Consider the following 18538-nt stretch of genomic DNA (forward strand, 5'->3'; position numbering starts at 1 on the left):
ATCCTCCCTCAGCGGACCTCGATCTCGTAGCGGCCATGCCGGATCTCGCCGTCGGCATAGCGCACCCGCACCGTGAAGCCGTCGCGGCCGCGATAATCGGGGGCGGAGGTATATTCGAAGGCGAGCGAATTCCCGAGCCTGCCGTCGCAATGCGCGTAGGAGCCGGGTCCGTAGACCGCCCTGGCCCTGTGCGTCAGCATCCTGACCGTGCCGTGCCGCGGCTTCTGCGTCAGCACGGCGCTCGGCCGCGTCACCTGCCGGCAGCGCTCGTCCATGGTCATGTAGGTCTGCTGCATGAAGGCCGGCTCGCCGGCGACGACACGGTCGATTCCGTCAGGGGCGGAATCGACGCTGTCGCCCGAGGTCACGCAGCCGCCGAGTGCGCCGCAGAGCAGGATCAGCCCGAGCGTCGTCCGTCCGGGAATTGGCATGGCTCTCCTTGCCGACGAGCGCTTGCAGAATGTAGCAACATATCTACATTCAGGGATGGCAGGAGTGTGCCGATGCCGACGACGTTGTCCAGCCGCGAATTCAACCAGGATGTCGGCCGCGCCAAGAAGGCGGCCCAGCACGGCCCGGTCTTCATTACCGACCGTGGCCAGCCTTCGCATGTCCTCCTGACGATCGCCGAGTATCGCCGGCTTGCCGGCAAGGGGATGAGCCTGGCGGAGGCGGTCGGCGATCCGAATCCGGATGCCGATTTCGAGTTCGGTCCACCTCGCTTGCGGAATTCCAGCTTCAAGCCGGCCGATTTCGATTGATGTTCCTGCTCGACACGAACGTCATTTCGGAACTGCGCCGTCGCTCGAGAACCCACCCGCAGGTCGAGGCGTGGGCGCGATCCATCCCTGCCGAGCGGCTGTTCCTGTCCGTCGTCACCATCATGGAGATCGAGCAGGGCATTCTTCTGCTGGACCGGCGGGACGGCTCGCAGGCCGGTCTTCTGAGACATTGGCTGCGCACGCAATTGCTGCCGAGCTTCGAAGGGCGAGTCCTGTCGTTCGATCTCGCCGCCGCGTTTCGATGCGCGCCCCTGCATGTCCCCGACCCGAAGCTGGACCGAGACAGCATCATTGCGGCGACCGCCTCCGTTCATGGCTTGACGGTGGCTACGCGCAACACGAAAGACTTCGCCGCCTGCGGGGTGGCGACATTCAATCCGTGGCTCGATTCGGCTTCGCGAAGGTGAAGATCACACCGGCGGCGTGCCGTTGGCCGCCAGCACCTCGCCGGCGAGATAGAGCGAGCCGCAGATCAGGATGCGCGGCGGCGCCGTCCAGCCGCGCCGGGCGATCTCCATCAGCGCCTGCTCGACGGAGCCGGCGATCTCGGCCTTGAGTCCCGCCTCGCGCGCCAGCGCCGCGACCTCCTCGGCCGGGCGCGCCGCGAGCTGGTTCTGCATCGAGACCGCGAACAGGCCCTGCGCCAGCCCCTTGAAATGAGCGAGCGTCGCGCGCGCGTCCTTGGTCGCGAGCAGGCCGGCGATCATCACCAGCGGCGCCGGGTTCTTCTCCTCGAGATCGGCCATGGCCTGGGCGAGCACGCGCCCGCCATCGGGATTGTGGCCGCCGTCGAGCCAGAGCTCGGCCCCGGCCGGCGCGAGCTCGGCGAGCTTGCCGCGCGCCAGCCTCTGCAGCCGCGCCGGCCACTCGGCCTCCGTCATGCCGCGCTCGAAGGCGAAGGCCGGCAGGCCGCCATAGCCGGCGGCGCGCAGGGCCGCGAGCGCCGTGCCGGCGTTGACGTGCTGATGACGGCCGGCGAGGCGCGGCAGCGGCAGGTCGAGCAGGCCGTCGCCGTCCTCATAGACCAGCCGCCCGCCATCCTCGTGGACGTTGAAGTCCTGCATCCCGACGAGGATCTTCGAGGCGCCGACGCGCTCCGCCGCGGCTTCGAGCACGGCGGTCGGCTCCGGCTCCTGCGGCGCGATCACCGCCGGGGCGCCGCGCTTGAAGATGCCGGCCTTCTCGCCGGCGATCTTGGTGACGCTGTCGCCGAGATATTCGGAATGATCGAGCGAGACCGGCGTCACCACCGTGCAGGCGGGGTGGTCGATCACGTTCGTCGCGTCGAAGCGCCCGCCGAGGCCGACCTCGAGCAGCACGACATCGGCCTTGTGCTCGGAGAAGAGCAGGAAGGCGGCGGCGTTGGTGATCTCGAAGAAGGTGATCGGCTCGCCGGCGTTGGCCTTCTCGCAGCGTTCCAGCGCATCGACCAGCAGCGCCTCGTCGACGAAGCGCCCGCCGCCCGGGCGTCCGAGCCTGATGCGCTCGTGGAAGCGCACCAGATGCGGCGAGGTGTAGACATGCACCGACAGGCCGGCCGCTTCGAGGATCGCCCGCATGAAGGCGATGGTCGAGCCCTTGCCGTTGGTGCCGGCGACATGGATCACCGGCGGCAGCGTCTTCTGCGGATCGCCGAGCCGCTCGAGCAGGCGCAATATGCGCCCGAGCGAGAGGTCGATCAGCTTGGGATGCAGCGCGAGGAAGCGCGCCAGCAACAGGTCGGATGTGCTCATGCGGACACCGGCCTCCCGGCCGGGCTGGGGACGATCAGGCCGCGCCGGCCGCCAGCGCTTCGGCTTCCGGCGCGTTGACGGCCGGCAGCGGCTGCCTGGTCAGGAGCCGGCCGAGCCGCGCCAAAGTCGCCGGGATCTGGTGGCGATGCACGACCATGTCGACCATGCCGTGGTCCTTCAGGTATTCGGAGCGCTGGAAGCCCTCGGGCAGCTTCTCGCGGATCGTCTGCTCGATCACGCGCGGCCCGGCGAAGCCGATCAGGGCGCCCGGCTCGGCGATGTGCACGTCGCCCAGCATGGCGTAGGAGGCGGTGACGCCGCCGGTGGTCGGATTGGTCAGGACGACGAAATAGGGCAGGCCGGCCTTGCGCAGCATGCGGACGGCGACAGTGGTCCGCGGCAGCTGCATCAGCGAGAGGATGCCTTCCTGCATGCGCGCCCCGCCCGAGGCGGCGAAGACGACATAGGGCGTCTTCTTCTCGATCGCGGTCTCGGCGCCCTTGATGAAGGCTTCGCCCGCCGCCATGCCGAGCGAGCCGCCCATGAAGTGGAAGTCCTGCACCGCGATCGTCATCGGCAAGCCCTGGACGCGGCCATAGCCGACCTTGAAGGCGTCGGCGGCGCCGGTCTTGGTGCGGGCGTCCTTGAGCCGGTCGGTGTAGCGCTTCTCGTCGCGGAACTTCAGCGGATCGGCCACCGCCTCCGGCAGCGGCACGTCGAGCCATTTGCCCTCGTCGAAGGTCAGCCGCAGACGGTCCTGCGCCGTGACGCGCATATGGTGGTCGGAGCCCGGGATGACGAAGCCGTTGGCCTCGACGTCCTTGTGGAAGACCATCTGCCCGGAATCCGGGCATTTGATCCAGAGGTTCTCCGGGGTCTCGCGCTTGAACAGCGTCTTGATGCGCGGACGGACGACTTCGGAAATCCAGTTCATCGGATCATCCTTGAACTACGCGGGCGCAGCCGGCTCAGGCCGAAACCGCCTGCGGCGATCCGGCCTCCGCGACCGAGCGGATGCCCGCCGCGAGCTCGGCGACCAGCGAGGTGACAGCCGAAACCGTCTTTTCCGTGGCCTTGCCGTCGGCATCGAGCGAGAGCCGGACCCGCTCGACCAGCGCCGAGCCGACGACGACGCCGTCGGCGCCCCGGGCGATCGCCGCCGCGTCGGCCGCCGTCTTCACGCCGAAGCCGACCGCGACCGGAAGCCGGGTATGCTGCTTGATCCGGCCGACCGCTGCGCCGACCGCGTCGTAATTCGCGATCGTGCCGCCGGTCACGCCGGTCATCGAGACATAGTAGACGAAGCCGGAGGTGTTCTGCAGCACGCGCGGCAGGCGCTTGTCGTCGGTGGTCGGTGTCGCCAGGCGGATGAAGCTGAGGCCGGCGGCGAGCGCCGGCAGGCAGAGCTCCTCGTCCTCCTCGGGCGGCAGGTCGACGACGATCAGCCCGTCGACGCCGGCCGCGCGGGCGTCCCGCAGGAAGGCGTCGACGCCATAGGCCCAGATCGGGTTGTAATAGCCCATCAGCACGATCGGCGTGTCGTGGCCAGCCTTGCGGAAGGCTCCGACCATGGCGAGCGTCTTCCTCAGCGTCTGGCCGGCCTTGAGGGCGCGCTGGCCGGCGAGCTGGACCGGCACGCCGTCCGCCATCGGGTCGGTGAACGGCACGCCGAGCTCGATGATGTCGGCTCCAGCCGCCGGCAAGGCGTTCAGGATGGCGCTGCCGGTCTCGAAATCGGGGTCGCCGGCGGTGATGAAGGTCACGAGCGCGGCGCGGCCCGCGGCAGCGCAGGCGGCAAAGCGGGCTTCGATGCGGGTTTGTCCGGTCTCGGTCATGCCGGAGCGGTTAGCATGGCCGCGCCCGGCTGGCGAGAGGGCGCGCATCAGCCCGCGGCCGCGAGCGCCGCCCGGTAGCTGCCGAAATATTTCATGCCGGTGTCGCACATCACGCTGACCACCGTCGCATCCGGCGTCAGGCGCTCGGCCAGCCGCAAGGCGGCGATGACGTTGGCGCCGGTCGAGAGCCCGGCGAACAGGCCTTCCTCGCGCGCCAGCCGCAGCGCCATCGCCCGCGCCTCGTCGGTCGAGACCCGTTCGATCTCGCCGGCGATATCGTCCTGCCAGAGCGGCACGACGAAGCCGGCGCCGATGCCGTCGATCTTGTGCGCGCCCGGCGCGCCGCCCGACAGCACCGGCGATTCCGCCGGCTCGACGGCGGTGATGCGGATGGTCTCGTTCCGCGCCCGCAGGCCGGCGGCGATGCCGCGCAGCGAGGCCGCGGTGCCGACGCTCTGGACGAAGCCGTCGATGCGCCCTTGCGTCTGCTCCCAGATCTCCGCCGCCATCGCCTCATAGGCGGACAGCTGGTCGCGGTTCTGCATCTGGTCGGTCCAGAAGGCGCCGCTCTCCCGCGCGATCTCGCCCGCCGTCGCGATCATGTCGCGAGTCAGCTTCTCCGTCATCCTGCCGCTCTCGCTTGCGATCACCGTCAGCCGCGCGCCGAGGATCGCCATGTGGTCGAGCTTCTCGCGGGCGAAGGCGTCGGAGGTGACGATGTGCAGCGGATGGCGCTTCACGGCGCAGACCAGCGCCAGCGAGACCCCGGTGCTGCCGCCGGTATATTCGACCACGGCGCCGCCGGGCTTCAGCCGCCCGTCCGCCTCGGCCGCCTCGATCATGGCGAGCGCCATCCGGTCCTTCATGCTGCCGGTCGGGTTCTCGCTTTCGAGCTTGAGCAGGATGCGCGCGCCATTGGCCGGCAGGACATGGCGCAGCGGGACGAGCGCGGTTCGGCCGATACGCGCGAGGATGGTCGGCTGGGTCATGCGGCGGTCCTTTCGGCGAGGGGCATTTCGCCTTCTCGCCGGAAACCGGCATCCCGTCAGGTCCGAAATCCGGACCGGCTCAGGCGAGGCTGGCGCCGCGTTCGGCCAGCAGCACCCGCAGCACCGAGCGGTGGCAGCGCGCCTCGTCCTCGCAATAGCAGCCGACCGAGAAGTCGCTCGTCTGCGACAGGGTCGCGAGCAGGTCGAGCGCGTGGCGCGGCGCCGGCTCCGCCATCTCGGCCTTGAAGGCGCGGGCGAAGCCGGCCCAGTTCTTCTCGCTCTGCGCGGCCTTGGCCTGCGCCATCAGCTCCGGCGTCGGCGACAGCACCGGGAACCAGACGTCGAACCAGTCCTCGCTGGCGTAGCGCTCCTTCGGCACGCCGCGCGGCACGCGCCTGACCGTGCCGATGCGCGTGCCCTCGGAGGGATCGCGCGGGGTGCCGAGGCGGACGATGCGGACGCTCATGCGCTGGCCCTCCTGTCGGGATGCGCCGGCGCGACGCCGGCGAAGAGATAGAGCGCGAACCAGCCGGGAAAGGCCTGGACCAGCTCGCGCGGCCCGGTCAGCGACAGCCCGAGCCTGCGGCTGCCGGCGAAGCCGACATCGCCGCGCCACCAGGAAACCAGCGCCGGCAGCGGGCCGCGCAGCACCAGCGTTTCCGGAAAGCCCGGGTTCTGGCTGCAGAACGAAGCCTCGGTGCGCTTGAGCAGCAGGAAGCGGACGGGATGGCCGGCGATCTCGAACCGTACCACCAGCGGCTCGTCCGGCAGCGCCGCGAAGCGCACGCGCCGCTGCATGTCGACCAGCACCGGCTCGAGGTCGAGATCGTCCCGCTCGGCCTGGCGCGGCAGCCAGCGCTGGCCCCAGACGCCCATCGCCTTGACCAGCTCGGCGAGCTCTTGTCCCGCCTCGGTCAGCGCGTATTCGGGGCCGGCCGCGCCTTCGCAGCGCCGGATCGCGCCGGCGGCGACCAGCGCCTGCAACCGCTCCGACAGCATGGTCCTGGAGATGCGCGGAATGCCGCGGCGGATGTCGTTGAAGCGGCTGGCGCCGCACAGCATCTCGCGCACGATCAGCAGCGTCCAGCGCCCGCCGAGCGTCTCATGGGCGCGCGCCATCGCGCAGAACTGGCCGTAGGCTGTCATGGCGCCAGCCTAGCACGGGATTGGCGCCGACGCGGTCCGAAATCCGGACCGCGTCAATGCGCACCCTTCCGGACGTCTCTGCAAAACGCGGCTCGCTCAAGCTCCTCTCCTCCCCCTTGTCGGGAAGGGGGTGGGGATGGGGGGTGACCGGAGGATTGCAGCAGCGAAACGGCACGATTGGCGCCCAATTCGCTCTGGCTTTGCGCCCCCCACCCCTACCCTCCCCGGCAGGGGGAGGGGCTCCAGCCTTTCCAGCTTTCGCAGAGGGATCCGTCCGAAGGGGACGAGCTACTTCTCGATCCGCCAGACCGTGCGCAGCGCCGCGCTGATGGTGACCTCGCCCGGCTCGACCTGGATCGGCGCCGCGCCGGCCGCCATGCGATAGGCGCGCGCATCGGCCATCGGCCGCACCGGCGGCTCGGCTTCCGCCTCGACGATCGAGACGAGCTCGCCGACCTTGACGCCGAGGCGCTTGGCATAGATCTCGGCCCGGGCGCGCGCCGCTTCCGCCGCCCTGGTGCGGGCCTCGTCTTTGGCCTTGTCCTCGTCGGCGAGGCCGAAGCTGATCCCGGACATGTCGTTGGCGCCGGCCGCGACGAGCGCGTCGATCAGCGGGCCGGCCCTGGCGATGTCGCGCACGATCACGGTGATGCCGGTGCGCGCCTCGTAGCCGTCGATCCTCGCCGCGCGCGGCTGCGGCGAGGACGAAGCCGAGGGCTGCGTCATGCGCGGCGTCAGCGCGACCTGCGAGGTCGAGAGATCGCCCTGGGCGACGCCGGCGGCCTTCACCGCCTCGATCAGCCTGGCCAGCGCCGGCGTGTTCTTCGCCAGCGCCTCGGCCGCGGTCTTGCCCTCGCTGACCACGCCGGCCTGGACGGTGGCGAGATCGGGCTTCACCCGGACTTCGCCGGTGGTCTGGATCACGATCCCTTCCGCCGGCGCCAGCGGGCCGGCGGTCTGGGCCTGGACGGGGGCGGACAGCGCCGCGAGCGCGGCGATGATGAGGGCTCTCTTCGACATGATCGTCCTTCGCTGAGGCATGGTCTGCGGAAGCGGCAGCGCTCCCGCGGCGCGACCATGCGCAACCTATTGGGGCAGCATCAGGACGATGCGGGTCAGCGCGCCGCCAGGATCTCCGCCACCTGCGGAATGTCCTTGTCGCCGCGGCCGGAGAGGTTGACGACCATCAGATGGTCCTTCGGCTTCTTCGGGGCGAGATCGGCGACGCGGGCGAGGGCATGCGCCGGTTCCAGCGCCGGGATGATGCCTTCGAGCTTGGAGATCAGCTGGAAGGCTTCGAGCGCCTCCTCGTCCGTCGCCGAGAGATAGGTGGCGCGGCCGATATCGTGCAGCCAGGAATGCTCCGGGCCGATGCCGGGATAGTCGAGCCCGGCCGAGATCGAATGGGCGTCCTTGATCTGACCGTCCTCGTCCATCAGCAGATAGGTGCGGTTGCCATGCAGCACGCCGGGGCGCCCGCCCGTCAGCGAGGCCGCGTGCAGCCCGGAGGGAATGCCGTGGCCGGCGGCCTCGACGCCGTAGATCTCGACGCTGGCGTCGTCGAGGAAGGGGTGGAACAGGCCCATCGCGTTCGAGCCGCCGCCGATGCAGGCGATCAGCGAATCCGGCAGGCGGCCTTCCGCCTCCTGCATCTGCTCGCGCGTCTCCTTGCCGATGATCGACTGGAAGTCGCGCACCATCGCCGGATAGGGATGGGGGCCGGCGACCGTGCCGATGCAGTAGAAGGTCGACGCGACATTGGTCACCCAGTCGCGCAGCGCCTCGTTCATCGCATCCTTCAGCGTCTTGGTGCCGGATTCGACCGGCACCACGGTGGCGCCCAGCATCTGCATGCGGAAGACGTTCGGCGCCTGCCGGGCGACGTCGACCGCGCCCATGTAGACGATGCATTCGAGCCCGTAGCGGGCGCAGAGCGTCGCGGTCGCGACGCCGTGCTGGCCGGCGCCGGTCTCGGCGATGATCCGCTTCTTGCCCATGCGCCGGGCGAGCAGGATCTGGCCGAGCACATTGTTCACCTTGTGCGAGCCGGTGTGGTTCAGCTCCTCGCGCTTCAGGTAGATCTTGGCGCCGCCGAAATGCTCCGTGAGCCGCTCGGCGAAATAGAGCGGCGAGGGCCGGCCGACATAGTGCTTCAGGCCCGCCGCCATCTCGGCGTGATAGGCGGGATCGGCCTTGGCGGCGTTGTAGGCCTGCTCCAGCTCGAGGATCAGCGGCATCAGCGTCTCGGCGACGAAGCGGCCGCCGAACTGGCCGAAGCGGCCGTTCTCGTCCGGGCCGTTCCGGAAGCTGTTCGGAGTGTGCGGCGCGTTCATGCCTGGCCTGCCTTCTTCAACTCTGCTGCCGCCGCGCGGGCGGCCTTCACGAAGTCCGCGATCCTGCCGGCATCCTTGACGCCCGGTGCGCTCTCGACCCCGGAGGAGACGTCGACGCCGGCCGGCCTGGTGATGCGGACGGCCTCCGCGACATTCGCCGGAACGAGCCCGCCCGATAGCATGAAGCGGAAAGCCGGGTCGAGGCCGGCGAGCAGGCTCCAGTCGAACGGCCTGCCGTGGCCGCCGGGATAGGCGGCGTCCTTCGGCGGCTTGGCGTCGAGCAGGAGGCGGTCGGCGACGCTGCGATGCTGCGCGACCTGCTCCAGATCGGCGGCCGTCGCGATGCCGAGCGCTTTCATCACCGGCAGGCCGGTCGCCCGCCTGATCGCGGCGACCTGCTCCGGTCCTTCGCTGCCGTGCAGCTGCAGCCAGTCCGGGCGCAGGATCCGCGCGAGCTCGGCCGCCTGCTCCGGCGCGTAGTCGACGATCAGCGCGACGATCTGCGTCCTGCCGCGGGCCGGGGCGGCGAGCTCGGCCGCGCGCTGCGGCGTGACATAGCGCGGGCTCCTCGGGTGGAAGTTGAGGCCGATCATCTCGGCTCCGGCGGCGAGCGCCGCCTCCAGCGTCTCCGGTGTCGAGAGCCCGCAGATCTTGATGGCGAAGGTGTCGTCGCGGTGCGGCATGGGCTGGCAATAGGGCATGGACGGCGTCGCCGGCAAGCACGGCGGAGGGAGCGGGCTACCGGCGGTCCCGCAGCGTCGAGATCACGATGGCGCCGAGCCCGAGCAGCTTGAGCGCGGCGACCGCCATGTGACCGCTCTCCCAGCGCAGCCGGACGGCGTCGAACTCCGGCGGGATCGGGCCGGGCTGCCAGGTCGCGAGGATGGCGTTGGCGGGCGCGACCCAGGCCGCCCAGACCGCGAGGGAGAGGGCGTAGAGCAGGCAGCCCGCCAGGGCGAAGGCGAAGACGCCGCGCAGGCGGCGCGACAGCACGGCGAGAATGCCGGCCGTCACGATCGTCCCGATCTCGACCGGCGCGCCGATCAGCGCGAAATAGCGGAACTGCCCGGCGAACACCGTGGCCTCGCGCCAGAGCTCCGGCGCCCACTCGCTCAGCCGCGGCACGGCCTCCAGCACATGCGCATAGGACGGCCCGAGCGAGAGCGCCGCGAGCATGATCGCCAGGAACTGCCAGATCCGAAGCCGGGTCATGCATCCCTCCACGATGCGAACTCGCAGGGTGACAAGGTGGTTTCACGGTGCCCCATTTATGACATGATCCGCCGCGAGGCCTGCGCACCGCAGCGGCGACGAAGGGCACGGTCAGGCTAAGCTATGGGGCGGCGTTTCTTCGCAGGTCTGGCGGCGCTCCTGCTGATGGCCGGACTCCTCGCGCTCGCCGTCTATCTCTGGACCCAGCCGCGGACGCTGACCCTGGCCGTCGGCCCGCTCGGCTCGGACGATGCCCGGCTCGCCGCCGCCCTGGTCCAGGGCCTCAGCCGCGAGAAGAAGCCGGTGCGCCTGCGCCTCGTCCTGACCGAGGGCTCGGCCGAGAGCGCGAGGAAGATCGACGCCGGCAAGGTCGATCTCGCCATCGTCCGCCCCGACATCGCCCTGCCGGCCAAGGCCGACACGGCGCTGATCACCCGCCGCAGCTTCCCCTTCTTCATCGGCCCCGGCGATCTGGGCATCGATCGCGTCTCCGGCCTGCGCGGCAAGCGCATCGGCGTGGTGCGCGCTCCCGCCGGCAATCTCGAGCTGCTGAAGCTCGTGCTCTCGCAATACGAGGTGCGGCTGGAGGAGGTGACGGTCGTGGCGCTCGGCCCGGAGGACGTCCAGGCCGCCATCGCCGAGAGGCATATCGACGCGCTCTTCGCCGTCAACGCGCTGAATGCCCGCGTCGTCACCGAAGTCGGCTCGCGCCTCCGCCGGGCCTTCGGCGAGCATCCGACCGTCATCCCGATCCGCGAGGCCGATGCGCTCGCCGCCCGCAACCGCGCGATCGAATCGGGCGAGATCGTGCGCGGCGCGCTCGGCGGCGATCCGCCGCTGCCGGCCGAGAACCTGCCGAGCATCTCGATCACCTCGCGCCTGATGGCGGCGCAGACGCTCGACGACAACCGGGTCGGCGAGCTCGTCGGCGCGATCCTCTCGCTGCGGGTGACGCTCGCCGCCGATCTGCCGGCGATCCAGGGGCTGGAGGCGCCGGCCACCGACAAGGACGCGCCGCTGGCGGTGCATTCCGGCGCCGCCGCCTTCATCGACGGCGAGCAGGAGAGCTTCTTCGAGCGCTATGGCGACTGGTTCTATCTCGGCGTGATGGCGCTCTCGCTCGTCGGCTCCGGCGCCGCCGGCCTGCTCGGCGTCGAGAGCGCGACGCGCCGCAAGCGGGCGATGGCCGATCTCGGCCGGCTCGTCGTCCTGCTCGGCGCGATGCGCACGGCGGCGGACGAGCCGGAGCTGGCGGCGATGGAGCGCGAGGCCGACGCGATCCTCGCCGGCGTGCTGGCGAACTATGCGCGCGGCGACATCGATTCCGGCGGCATCGGCGCCTATCGCTTCGCCATGGACCAGCTCGGCCGCGCCGCCGCGGAGCGGCGTATCGCGCTGCTGGAGGCCGCGGCCGACTGAGCCGCTTCAATCCTGCCGCAAAGCCCGGCCATGCCGGCGGCGCGGCCCACCGACAGCCTCCGGACATCGCCATGAGCTCGACCTTCGCCTCGCTTGCCCTCGGGACGCTGCTTGCGCTCTCCGCCACCGCGCCGACATCGGCGCAGACCGAGCCGGCGCCGCCGTCGCAGATCACGGGAACCTGGCCGGACGTGAAATGCCAGCGCTGGCGCAGCGCCTATGACGAGGCGCTCAGGCGCTTCGGCAGGAAGGGGCTCGGCGAGGAGTTCCTCGCCCGCAACGAAGCCTTCATCGCCTCGGGCTGCCGGAACCCGCCCGATGTCTGCCCGCGCAGCACCGAAGAGCTCAACTTCGCCAATGTCATGGTGATGGCGGGCATGAACGCCGGCGTCTCCTCGACCTTCATGCCCTTCGCCTGCCGGAAGTCGTGATCGCCAGGCTCTCGGCCGCGGCGGCGCTACAGCAGCGACTGATGCAGGCCGACCGCGGCGGTCGCGCCATCGGCGACGGCCGAGGCGATGCTGTGCCGCGCGACCGCGACATCGCCGGCGACGAAGACGCCCGGCACGCTGGTCCGCTTCCACTCGTCGGCGCGCACGATCACGCCGAACGGCATGTCTTCCAGCTCGCAGCCGAGCTCGGCCGCGATCGGGCTCGCCGGGCAGACCCGGCCGGTGGCGAACAGCGCCTTGAGCGGGACGAGGCGCCCGTCGGCGAGCCTGATGCCGCTCATCGCCTCGCCTTGGCCCTCGATGCCTGCCAGCCGCGTCCGCTCTAGCGCGACCTCGCGCCGCGCCAAAAGGGCGAGCTGCTCCGTATCCGGTTCCGGCTCCCCGTTCAGGAACAGCGTGACCTCGCCCCAATCGGCGACGAGCGCCGCCTTCTGCGCCGAATGCGTGCCGCTCGCCAGCACGCCGAGCCGGCCTCCGCCGAGTTCGTAGCCATGGCAATAGGGGCAGTGCAGCACGCTTCTGCCCCAGCGCTCCCTCAGGCCCGAGATCTCCGGCAGTTCGTCGCGCAGCCCGGTCGCCAGCAGCAGGCGCCGGGCCTGGTGCCGGCCGCCGTCGCCGTCGGCGATGCTGAAGCCGTCCGCTTCGGCCCGCGCCTCGCTCGCCCTGCCCTCCCGCCATGTGACCGTCGGATAGGCGAGCAGCTGCGCCTTCGCCTCGGCGACGATCGCCGCCGGCTCGCGTCCGTCCTGGCCGAGGAAGCCGTGCGAATGGCTGGAGAAGCGGTTTCTCCGGCTGCCCTCGTCGATCACCAGGATGCGGCGCCGCGCCCGCGCCAGCTGCAGCCCGGCCGAGAGTCCGGCGAAGCTGCCGCCGACGATGATCGCGTCATAGGGCGTGGTCGTGTCTGGCATGGGTCCGTCTCCGTTCGTCGAAGCGGCGGCTGAAATCCGCCGCGAGGTCGGACAGCCGCACCCGGTCGAAGCGGCCGGCGAGCAGCGCCTCGGCCTCGGCGAAGGCCTCGCCCAGCGCCGCGTTGACGGCCTGCTCGACCAGGCATTGCGGGGTTTCGCTGCGGTGGCCAAGCGCGATCAGCGCGGGCTCGCCGAGCGCGCGATGGACGTCGCCCAGCGTGATCGCCTCGAGGGCACGCGCCAGCGTCCAGCCGCCGCCATGGCCTTTCCCGGAACGCACGAGGCCGGCTCGCCGCAGGCCCGCCATGGTGCGGCGGACCACCACCGGATTGGTGTGCAGGCAGGCGGCCAGCTCCTCGGACGTCATCGGCGCGCCGCGATCGGCCATGTGCAGCAGCACGTGCAGGGTGGCGGAAAGCCGGCTGTCCCGTTTCATGTAACTTATACTGTTACTTGATCAGGCGCCTGTCAAGCGCGGCGGGATAGCGGACGCATCGCGGCGCCGCGGTTGCCCAAACGGCGCCGAGCGTTTATGTGCAGCGCAACGAATTCCAGAGTCACTCGAGACACAGGCTGAGCCGGCCGGGGTTTCCCTGCCGGCTTGCGGTCATGACACAAGGCCCTTTCCGCATGTCCATGCGCAACATCGCCATCATCGCCCACGTCGACCATGGCAAGACCACGCTGGTCGACAAGCTGCTGCAGCAGTCCGGCGCCTTCCGCGAGAACCAGCGCGTCGCCGAGCGGGTGATGGATTCGAACGACCTCGAAAAGGAGCGCGGCATCACCATCCTGGCCAAGGCCACGTCGGTGGTCTGGAAGGACACGCGCATCAACATCGTCGACACCCCCGGCCACGCCGATTTCGGCGGCGAGGTCGAGCGCATCCTCAACATGGTCGACAGCGCCATCGTGCTGGTCGACGCCGCCGAAGGCCCGATGCCGCAGACCAAGTTCGTGGTCTCCAAGGCCCTGAAGCTCGGCCTTCGCCCGATCGTCGCGATCAACAAGGTCGACAAGCCCGACGCCCGCGTCACCGAGGTGATCAACGAGGTCTTCGACCTCTTCGCCGCCCTCGACGCCACCGACGAGCAGCTCGACTTCCCGATCCTCTACGGCTCGGGCAAGCAGGGCTGGATGGCGCCCTCGCCGGAAGGTCCGCAGGACCAGGGCCTGGCGCCGATGTACGACCTGATCCTGAAGCACGTGCCGGCGCCCAAGGTCGAGGATGGCCCCTTCCGGATGATCGGCACGCTGCTCGAGGCCAATCCCTATCTCGGCCGCATCATCACCGGCCGCGTCACCTCCGGCACCGCCCGGCCGAACCAGACCATCAAGGTGCTCTCCGGCGACGGCTCGACCGTCGAGACCGGCCGCATCACCAAGATCCTCGCCTTCCGCGGACTCGAGCGCCAGCCGATCGACGAGGCCGTCGCCGGCGACATCGTCTCGATCGCCGGGCTGGTGAAGGGCACCGTCGCCGACACCTTCTGCGATCCCTCGGTCGACACCCCGATCAAGGCGCAGCCGATCGATCCGCCGACGGTGTCGATGACCTTCACCGTCAACGATTCCCCGCTCGCCGGCACCGAGGGTGACAAGGTGACGAGCCGCGTCATCCGCGACCGCCTGTTCAAGGAGGCCGAGGGCAATGTCGCGCTGAAGATCGAGGAATCCTCCGACAAGGATTCCTTCGTCGTCTCCGGCCGCGGCGAGCTGCAGCTCGCCATCCTGATCGAGACCATGCGCCGCGAGGGCTTCGAGCTCGGCGTCTCGCGCCCCCGCGTCGTGCTGAAGCGCGACGAGGGCGGCCAGCTGCTCGAGCCGATCGAGGAGGTCGTCATCGACGTCGACGAGGAGCATTCCGGCGTCGTCGTGCAGAAGATGAGCGAGCGCAAGGCCGACATGCTGGAGATGCGCCCGTCCGGCGGCAACCGGCTGCGCCTGGTCTTCCATGCCCCGACCCGCGGCCTGATCGGCTATCAGGGCGAGCTCCTGACCGACACGCGCGGCACCGCGATCATGAACCGGCTCTTCCACGCCTATCTGCCCTACAAGGGCGAGATCGCCGGCCGCCGCAACGGCGTGCTGATCGCGATGGAGACCGGCGAGGCCGTCGCCTACGCGCTGTGGAACCTGGAAGACCGCGGCCCGATGATGATCGAGCCCGGCTGGAAGGTCTATCAGGGCATGATCGTCGGCGAGCACACCCGCGAGAACGATCTCGAGGTGAACGTGCTCAAGGGTAAGAAGCTCACCAATATCCGCACGACCTCGAAGGACGAGGCGGTCCGTCTGACGCCGCCGATCCGGATGACGCTGGAGCGCTCGCTCGCCTGGATCGACGACGACGAGCTGGTCGAGGTCACGCCGAAGTCGATCCGCCTGCGCAAGGCGATCCTCGACCCGAACGAGCGCAAGCGCTCCCAGAAGCAGAAGGCGGAAGTCGCGTAAGCGCCTCCGGCGCAGCCCTGCGTTGATTTTCCGCCTTCGCGCCTTTACATTTCTGTAAAGGCAGGAGGGATGTCGATGGCCGCGCCGCTCAACATCCGCAACCCCCTGGCCCGCGAACTGGCCCGCAAGCTCGCCGGGCTGCGCAACGTTACGATCACCGAGGCCGTGGTTGGTGCGCTGGAAGCCGAGCTCCGGCGCGAGCAGGCGCGGGTTCCGCTGGCGCAGCGGCTGGAGAGGCTGGCGGACCAGGCCCTCGCCAAGGCCGGGAGCGGCGGTCGCGAAGTCCGCGAAGACGAGCGCGACGCGCTCTGGACCCGCTGATGTTCGTCGATACCTCCGTCTTCGTCGCGATCCTGTGCAAGGAGCCGGAGGCGGCTCTGTTCGCCGCCAAGCTGGAGCGAGCCGGGGCGCGCTTCACCTCGCCATTGGTGCGTCTCGAAGCCTGCATGGTGCTGGCGACGCGGATGGCGCGTGAACCGGTCGATGTCGAAGCCGATTTCGACGCTTTTCTCGAGATTGCCGATATCTCGGTCAGGCCGATCACCGATGCGATCGCGCGCGAGGCGGTCGCGGCCTTCCAGCGTTACGGGAAGGGGCGGGGTGCGCCGGCCCAGCTCAATCTGGCCGACTGCATGTCCTATGCTTGCGCCCGTGCTGCGGGAGCCCCGATCCTGTTCAAGGGCCGCGATTTCTCCCGCACCGATCTCGATCTCGCCTGAACAGCTGTCCAAGAGGGGTTTTCCATGCAGTTCCGCAATCTCGGCCGCTCCGGCCTGCGCGTCTCGCTCGTCGGCCTCGGCTGCAACAATTTCGGCGGCCGGATCGACCTGGAGGCGGCGCGCAAGGTCGTCGACGCCGCGATCGAGCACGGCATCACCCTGTTCGACACCGCCGACATCTACGGCAATCGCGGCGGCTCGGAGCTCGCGCTCGGCGAATTGCTCGGCGCCCGCCGCAAGGACATCGTCCTCGCCAGCAAGTTCGGCATGAACATGGACGAGGAGGGCGTGAAGAAGGGCGGCTCGCGCCGCTATGTCATCGAGGCGGTCGAGGCCTCGCTGAAGCGGCTGCGGACCGACTGGATCGACCTCTACCAGCTGCACCGGCCCGACCCGCTCACCCCGATCGAGGAGACGCTGCGCGCCCTCGACGACCTGGTCCGCCAGGGCAAGGTCCGCTATGTCGGCTGCTCGAACCTGCCGTCCTGGCAGGTCGCCGATGCGCATTGGACGGCGAAGACCCTCGGCCTCGAGGGCTTCGCCTCCTGCCAGGACGAGTACAGCCTCCTGGTGCGCGGCGCCGAGAAGGAGCTGATTCCGGCCGCCCGGCATTTCGGCATGGGCCTGCTGCCCTATTTCCCGCTCGCCAACGGCCTGCTCACCGGCAAGTACCGGCGCGGCGCACCGCTGCCGGAGGGCGCGCGCATGACGCGCGAGGCGCAGCGCGCCGGCGAGGTGCTGACCGAGGCGAACTGGGCCAGGACCGAGAAGCTCGCCGCCTTCTGCGAGGCGCGCGGCAGGACGCTGCTGGAGCTCGCCTTCTCCTGGCTGGCCGCCCAGCCGGTCGTCTCCAGCGTCATCGCCGGCGCGACGAAGCCCGAGCAGATCGCCGCCAACGTCGAGGCGGCGGACTGGGCGCTGACGGCCGAGGAGCTCGCCGAGATCGACGCGATCACGCGCTGACATCCGCCGCGAGAGCGCCTCAAAGCCGCCCAACGGCACAGCCAAAGCATCAACCCTGTCTCCCTGCCCGCGCGACGGGGCGGGGAGGCTGTTGTCAAATCCCTGCGCCTGGGTTTCCCTTGCGCAACCGCAGCGGAGGCCGCTGACTTCGTGACGCGCATCGCCCTTTTTCTGGCGTTCGTCCTGTCTCTGACCGTCCTGCCGGCCATGGCGCAGGACAAGCCCGCCGCCGCGCCGCAGCCGGAGCCGATGCGCATCGTGCTGACGCGCAGCCCCGAGCCATGCGAACCCGATTGCCGGGAATGGCTCGCTGCCCAGGGTGCGATCACCAGCGAGACGCTCGGCGAATTGCGTCGTGCGCTCGCGAGCCTGAACGGGCGCAAGGTGCCGCTGCTGGTCTACTCGACCGGCGGCACGGTCGAGGTCGCGATCGCGATGGGCGAGCTCGCCCGCAAGAGCGGCCTCGACATCGCCGTCGCCCGCACCGTCTTCAGCCAGCGCGACCCCGCGCTCGGCACGATCGACGAGCGCAGCCCGCTCTGCGCCTCGGCCTGCACGCTCTTCCTCGCAGGCGGGCAGCGCCGGATCATCCCGCCGCAATCGCGCATCGGCGTGCACCAGCAGACCATCGTCGAGACCGAGACGACGACGGTGCGCGATTACAAGATCGTGCGCGGGCGCAAGGAACTGGTCGACGAGAGAACCGAGACGCGCACGGTCAAGCAGGAGCAGGCGACCGGCGAGATCGACGCCAGGATGAGGCGCCATCTCGACGCCATGGGGCTCGATCGCTCTTTCCTGGAGGTGACGGTATCCACGCCCGCCGACACGATGCGCTACCTCAAGCCCGACGAGATGCTGGCGACCACGATCGCGACGGAGCTCGGCTCGGCCACGCTCGCCTTCTCGGGGCTGCGAGCCTCTCAGGCGCCGAGAGCGCCCGCGAACCTCAATGCGGCCGCGGTGCTCCCGGCGACGCTGGTCGCCCCGGCGACGCCGATCGGCTCGGTCGAGCTCGGCCCGCATCGCGGCGGCAGGCTGCGGCTCGCGCTGTCGATCGGCGAGGGGCGCTACCAGCAGACCGCAGCCCTGCGGATGCGGCTCCTCTTCGGCGACGCGCCGATCCCGACGCGGCTGCGCACCGTCACGCTGTCGCTGCCGAACGGCCCGCCCATCGTCGCGCGCAACGAGGACGGCAGCGATCCCGAAGCGCCGATGACCGCCGACATCCTGCGCGAGACGCTGTGCGGCCTCACCGACAGGACCGCGGTGTCGCTGAAGATCGAGCCGCCGGCGGAGGACGGCAACCCCGCGAGCTGGCAGCGCAGCGGCACGGCGGCCGAGCTCCTGCGCCTGCCGACGCTGCGCAACGCGGTCTGCCGCTGACGCCGCTCCGTCTCGCGCACGGCGCCGAAGCTCCCGTTTGGAACCGGTCCGCCTGCCGCTCGCGCGCTCGGCCGCACAAAATGAGGTGCGCCCCTCAGTTTTTGCGTGGCGCCGGCTTGACGGGCCCGATGCGATGGGCTCACCTTCCTCCCAATCCGACGAGCCGCGCCATCGAGGCGGTCGCAAACGAGGGAGAAACGCCGT

22 protein-coding genes are annotated in these 18538 nt (G+C 70.1%); 9 read left to right on the forward strand and 13 right to left on the reverse strand.

What is annotated here, in order from left to right; genetic code table 11:
• Positions 1-8 precede the first annotated feature (8 nt).
• Complete coding sequence (locus CS1GBM4_RS03055) at positions 9-431, reverse strand: hypothetical protein (RefSeq protein ID WP_186417215.1); 423 nt, start codon at positions 429-431, stop codon at positions 9-11.
• 72 nt (positions 432-503) lie between these two features.
• On the opposite strand from CS1GBM4_RS03055, the gene CS1GBM4_RS03060 reads away from it, so the two are divergent.
• Together CS1GBM4_RS03060 and CS1GBM4_RS03065 are read left to right on the forward strand one after the other, a co-directional pair.
• Positions 504-761 carry a type II toxin-antitoxin system prevent-host-death family antitoxin gene (locus CS1GBM4_RS03060; protein WP_186417216.1) on the forward strand — a complete coding sequence of 86 codons (258 nt, stop codon included), beginning with the start codon at positions 504-506 and terminating at the stop codon, positions 759-761.
• On the forward strand, positions 761-1189 hold the full coding sequence (locus tag CS1GBM4_RS03065; protein WP_186417217.1) for a type II toxin-antitoxin system VapC family toxin: 429 nt from the start codon (positions 761-763) through the stop codon (positions 1187-1189). The genes CS1GBM4_RS03060 and CS1GBM4_RS03065 overlap by 1 nt, the downstream gene beginning before the upstream one ends.
• A gap of 3 nt (positions 1190-1192) precedes the next feature.
• Here CS1GBM4_RS03065 and CS1GBM4_RS03070 read toward each other — a convergent pair whose 3' ends face one another.
• The 10 genes from CS1GBM4_RS03070 to CS1GBM4_RS03115 all read right to left on the reverse strand — a co-directional run bounded on the left by CS1GBM4_RS03070 (position 1193) and on the right by CS1GBM4_RS03115 (position 10030).
• The gene (locus tag CS1GBM4_RS03070; RefSeq protein WP_186417218.1) at positions 1193-2515 is read right to left on the reverse strand and encodes a folylpolyglutamate synthase/dihydrofolate synthase family protein; all 1323 of its coding nucleotides are present in this window, start codon (positions 2513-2515) and stop codon (positions 1193-1195) included.
• Positions 2516-2549: 34 nt separating this feature from the next.
• Positions 2550-3449 (reverse strand): acetyl-CoA carboxylase, carboxyltransferase subunit beta, encoded by a 900-nt coding sequence (gene accD, locus CS1GBM4_RS03075; RefSeq protein WP_186417219.1) that lies wholly within the window; start codon positions 3447-3449, stop codon positions 2550-2552.
• Positions 3450-3483: 34 nt separating this feature from the next.
• Positions 3484-4350 (reverse strand): tryptophan synthase subunit alpha, encoded by an 867-nt coding sequence (gene trpA, locus CS1GBM4_RS03080; protein ID WP_186417220.1) that lies wholly within the window; start codon positions 4348-4350, stop codon positions 3484-3486.
• A gap of 47 nt (positions 4351-4397) precedes the next feature.
• Entirely contained in the window at positions 4398-5339 is a 942-nt protein-coding gene (locus CS1GBM4_RS03085; RefSeq protein ID WP_186417221.1) for a cysteine synthase family protein, read from the reverse strand.
• Positions 5340-5418: 79 nt separating this feature from the next.
• Entirely contained in the window at positions 5419-5805 is a 387-nt protein-coding gene (locus CS1GBM4_RS03090; protein WP_186417222.1) for a DUF488 family protein, read from the reverse strand.
• On the reverse strand, positions 5802-6485 hold the full coding sequence (locus CS1GBM4_RS03095; RefSeq protein ID WP_186417223.1) for a helix-turn-helix domain-containing protein: 684 nt from the start codon (positions 6483-6485) through the stop codon (positions 5802-5804). The genes CS1GBM4_RS03090 and CS1GBM4_RS03095 overlap by 4 nt, the downstream gene beginning before the upstream one ends.
• A 288-nt stretch (positions 6486-6773) precedes the next feature.
• A complete protein-coding gene (locus tag CS1GBM4_RS03100; protein ID WP_186417224.1) occupies positions 6774-7505 on the reverse strand; it encodes an SIMPL domain-containing protein in 732 nt (243 codons plus the stop codon).
• Positions 7506-7600: 95 nt separating this feature from the next.
• Positions 7601-8818, reverse strand: a complete 1218-nt coding sequence (trpB, locus tag CS1GBM4_RS03105) for a tryptophan synthase subunit beta (RefSeq protein ID WP_186417225.1) — start codon at positions 8816-8818, stop codon at positions 7601-7603.
• On the reverse strand, positions 8815-9519 hold the full coding sequence (locus CS1GBM4_RS03110) for a phosphoribosylanthranilate isomerase (RefSeq protein ID WP_244607015.1): 705 nt from the start codon (positions 9517-9519) through the stop codon (positions 8815-8817). Before CS1GBM4_RS03110 ends, trpB begins: the two co-directional genes overlap by 4 nt.
• A 37-nt stretch (positions 9520-9556) precedes the next feature.
• The gene (locus CS1GBM4_RS03115; RefSeq protein ID WP_186417226.1) at positions 9557-10030 is read right to left on the reverse strand and encodes a DUF1772 domain-containing protein; all 474 of its coding nucleotides are present in this window, start codon (positions 10028-10030) and stop codon (positions 9557-9559) included.
• A 165-nt stretch (positions 10031-10195) separates the two neighbouring features.
• Here CS1GBM4_RS03115 and CS1GBM4_RS03120 point away from each other — a divergent pair, with 165 nt between their 5' ends.
• Both CS1GBM4_RS03120 and CS1GBM4_RS03125 read left to right on the forward strand, forming a co-directional pair.
• Positions 10196-11449, forward strand: coding sequence for a TAXI family TRAP transporter solute-binding subunit (locus CS1GBM4_RS03120; RefSeq protein WP_186417227.1), 1254 nt, complete (start codon positions 10196-10198; stop codon positions 11447-11449).
• A gap of 71 nt (positions 11450-11520) precedes the next feature.
• Positions 11521-11880 (forward strand): hypothetical protein, encoded by a 360-nt coding sequence (locus CS1GBM4_RS03125; RefSeq protein ID WP_186417228.1) that lies wholly within the window; start codon positions 11521-11523, stop codon positions 11878-11880.
• Between the two features lie 26 nt (positions 11881-11906).
• Here the strand turns inward: CS1GBM4_RS03125 and CS1GBM4_RS03130 are convergent, their stop codons facing one another.
• Together CS1GBM4_RS03130 and CS1GBM4_RS03135 are read right to left on the reverse strand one after the other, a co-directional pair.
• A complete protein-coding gene (locus CS1GBM4_RS03130) occupies positions 11907-12812 on the reverse strand; it encodes an NAD(P)/FAD-dependent oxidoreductase (RefSeq protein WP_186417229.1) in 906 nt (301 codons plus the stop codon).
• Positions 12787-13248 (reverse strand): Rrf2 family transcriptional regulator, encoded by a 462-nt coding sequence (locus tag CS1GBM4_RS03135; protein WP_186417230.1) that lies wholly within the window; start codon positions 13246-13248, stop codon positions 12787-12789. Before CS1GBM4_RS03135 ends, CS1GBM4_RS03130 begins: the two co-directional genes overlap by 26 nt.
• 194 nt (positions 13249-13442) lie before the next feature.
• Here CS1GBM4_RS03135 and typA point away from each other — a divergent pair, with 194 nt between their 5' ends.
• From typA to CS1GBM4_RS03160, 5 genes are all read left to right on the forward strand, one after another.
• Positions 13443-15266, forward strand: a complete 1824-nt coding sequence (typA, locus tag CS1GBM4_RS03140; RefSeq protein ID WP_186417231.1) for a translational GTPase TypA — start codon at positions 13443-13445, stop codon at positions 15264-15266.
• A 75-nt stretch (positions 15267-15341) separates the two neighbouring features.
• Positions 15342-15587, forward strand: a complete 246-nt coding sequence (locus tag CS1GBM4_RS03145) for a type II toxin-antitoxin system VapB family antitoxin (RefSeq protein WP_186417232.1) — start codon at positions 15342-15344, stop codon at positions 15585-15587.
• On the forward strand, positions 15587-15985 hold the full coding sequence (locus tag CS1GBM4_RS03150; RefSeq protein WP_186417233.1) for a type II toxin-antitoxin system VapC family toxin: 399 nt from the start codon (positions 15587-15589) through the stop codon (positions 15983-15985). Before CS1GBM4_RS03145 ends, CS1GBM4_RS03150 begins: the two co-directional genes overlap by 1 nt.
• A 24-nt stretch (positions 15986-16009) precedes the next feature.
• Entirely contained in the window at positions 16010-16948 is a 939-nt protein-coding gene (locus CS1GBM4_RS03155) for an aldo/keto reductase (protein WP_186417234.1), read from the forward strand.
• A 150-nt stretch (positions 16949-17098) separates the two neighbouring features.
• Positions 17099-18334: a hypothetical protein gene (locus CS1GBM4_RS03160; protein ID WP_186417235.1), complete on the forward strand. Its 1236-nt coding sequence runs from the start codon at positions 17099-17101 to the stop codon at positions 18332-18334.
• Positions 18335-18538: the final 204 nt, after the last annotated feature.

Origin of the sequence: Allobosea sp. CS1GBMeth4 (assembly GCF_900185715.1) — a bacterium.
Classification (GTDB): domain Bacteria; phylum Pseudomonadota; class Alphaproteobacteria; order Rhizobiales; family Beijerinckiaceae; genus Allobosea.

Coding starts and splice junctions, on each gene's coding strand:
- CS1GBM4_RS03090 (WP_186417222.1), bottom strand. CDS start 5,805: ATGAGCGTCCGCATCGTCCGCCTCGGCACCCCGCGCGATCCCTCCGAG.
- CS1GBM4_RS03085 (WP_186417221.1), bottom strand. CDS start 5,339: ATGACCCAGCCGACCATCCTCGCGCGTATCGGCCGAACCGCGCTCGTC.
- CS1GBM4_RS03095 (WP_186417223.1), bottom strand. CDS start 6,485: ATGACAGCCTACGGCCAGTTCTGCGCGATGGCGCGCGCCCATGAGACG.
- CS1GBM4_RS03110 (WP_244607015.1), bottom strand. CDS start 9,519: ATGCCCTATTGCCAGCCCATGCCGCACCGCGACGACACCTTCGCCATC.
- CS1GBM4_RS03070 (WP_186417218.1), bottom strand. CDS start 2,515: ATGAGCACATCCGACCTGTTGCTGGCGCGCTTCCTCGCGCTGCATCCC.
- CS1GBM4_RS03060 (WP_186417216.1), top strand. CDS start 504: ATGCCGACGACGTTGTCCAGCCGCGAATTCAACCAGGATGTCGGCCGC.
- CS1GBM4_RS03125 (WP_186417228.1), top strand. CDS start 11,521: ATGAGCTCGACCTTCGCCTCGCTTGCCCTCGGGACGCTGCTTGCGCTC.
- CS1GBM4_RS03155 (WP_186417234.1), top strand. CDS start 16,010: ATGCAGTTCCGCAATCTCGGCCGCTCCGGCCTGCGCGTCTCGCTCGTC.
- trpA (WP_186417220.1), bottom strand. CDS start 4,350: ATGACCGAGACCGGACAAACCCGCATCGAAGCCCGCTTTGCCGCCTGC.
- CS1GBM4_RS03100 (WP_186417224.1), bottom strand. CDS start 7,505: ATGTCGAAGAGAGCCCTCATCATCGCCGCGCTCGCGGCGCTGTCCGCC.
- typA (WP_186417231.1), top strand. CDS start 13,443: ATGTCCATGCGCAACATCGCCATCATCGCCCACGTCGACCATGGCAAG.
- CS1GBM4_RS03145 (WP_186417232.1), top strand. CDS start 15,342: ATGGCCGCGCCGCTCAACATCCGCAACCCCCTGGCCCGCGAACTGGCC.
- CS1GBM4_RS03120 (WP_186417227.1), top strand. CDS start 10,196: ATGGCCGGACTCCTCGCGCTCGCCGTCTATCTCTGGACCCAGCCGCGG.
- CS1GBM4_RS03150 (WP_186417233.1), top strand. CDS start 15,587: ATGTTCGTCGATACCTCCGTCTTCGTCGCGATCCTGTGCAAGGAGCCG.
- CS1GBM4_RS03135 (WP_186417230.1), bottom strand. CDS start 13,248: ATGAAACGGGACAGCCGGCTTTCCGCCACCCTGCACGTGCTGCTGCAC.
- trpB (WP_186417225.1), bottom strand. CDS start 8,818: ATGAACGCGCCGCACACTCCGAACAGCTTCCGGAACGGCCCGGACGAG.
- CS1GBM4_RS03065 (WP_186417217.1), top strand. CDS start 761: ATGTTCCTGCTCGACACGAACGTCATTTCGGAACTGCGCCGTCGCTCG.
- CS1GBM4_RS03130 (WP_186417229.1), bottom strand. CDS start 12,812: ATGCCAGACACGACCACGCCCTATGACGCGATCATCGTCGGCGGCAGC.
- accD (WP_186417219.1), bottom strand. CDS start 3,449: ATGAACTGGATTTCCGAAGTCGTCCGTCCGCGCATCAAGACGCTGTTC.
- CS1GBM4_RS03115 (WP_186417226.1), bottom strand. CDS start 10,030: ATGACCCGGCTTCGGATCTGGCAGTTCCTGGCGATCATGCTCGCGGCG.
- CS1GBM4_RS03055 (WP_186417215.1), bottom strand. CDS start 431: ATGCCAATTCCCGGACGGACGACGCTCGGGCTGATCCTGCTCTGCGGC.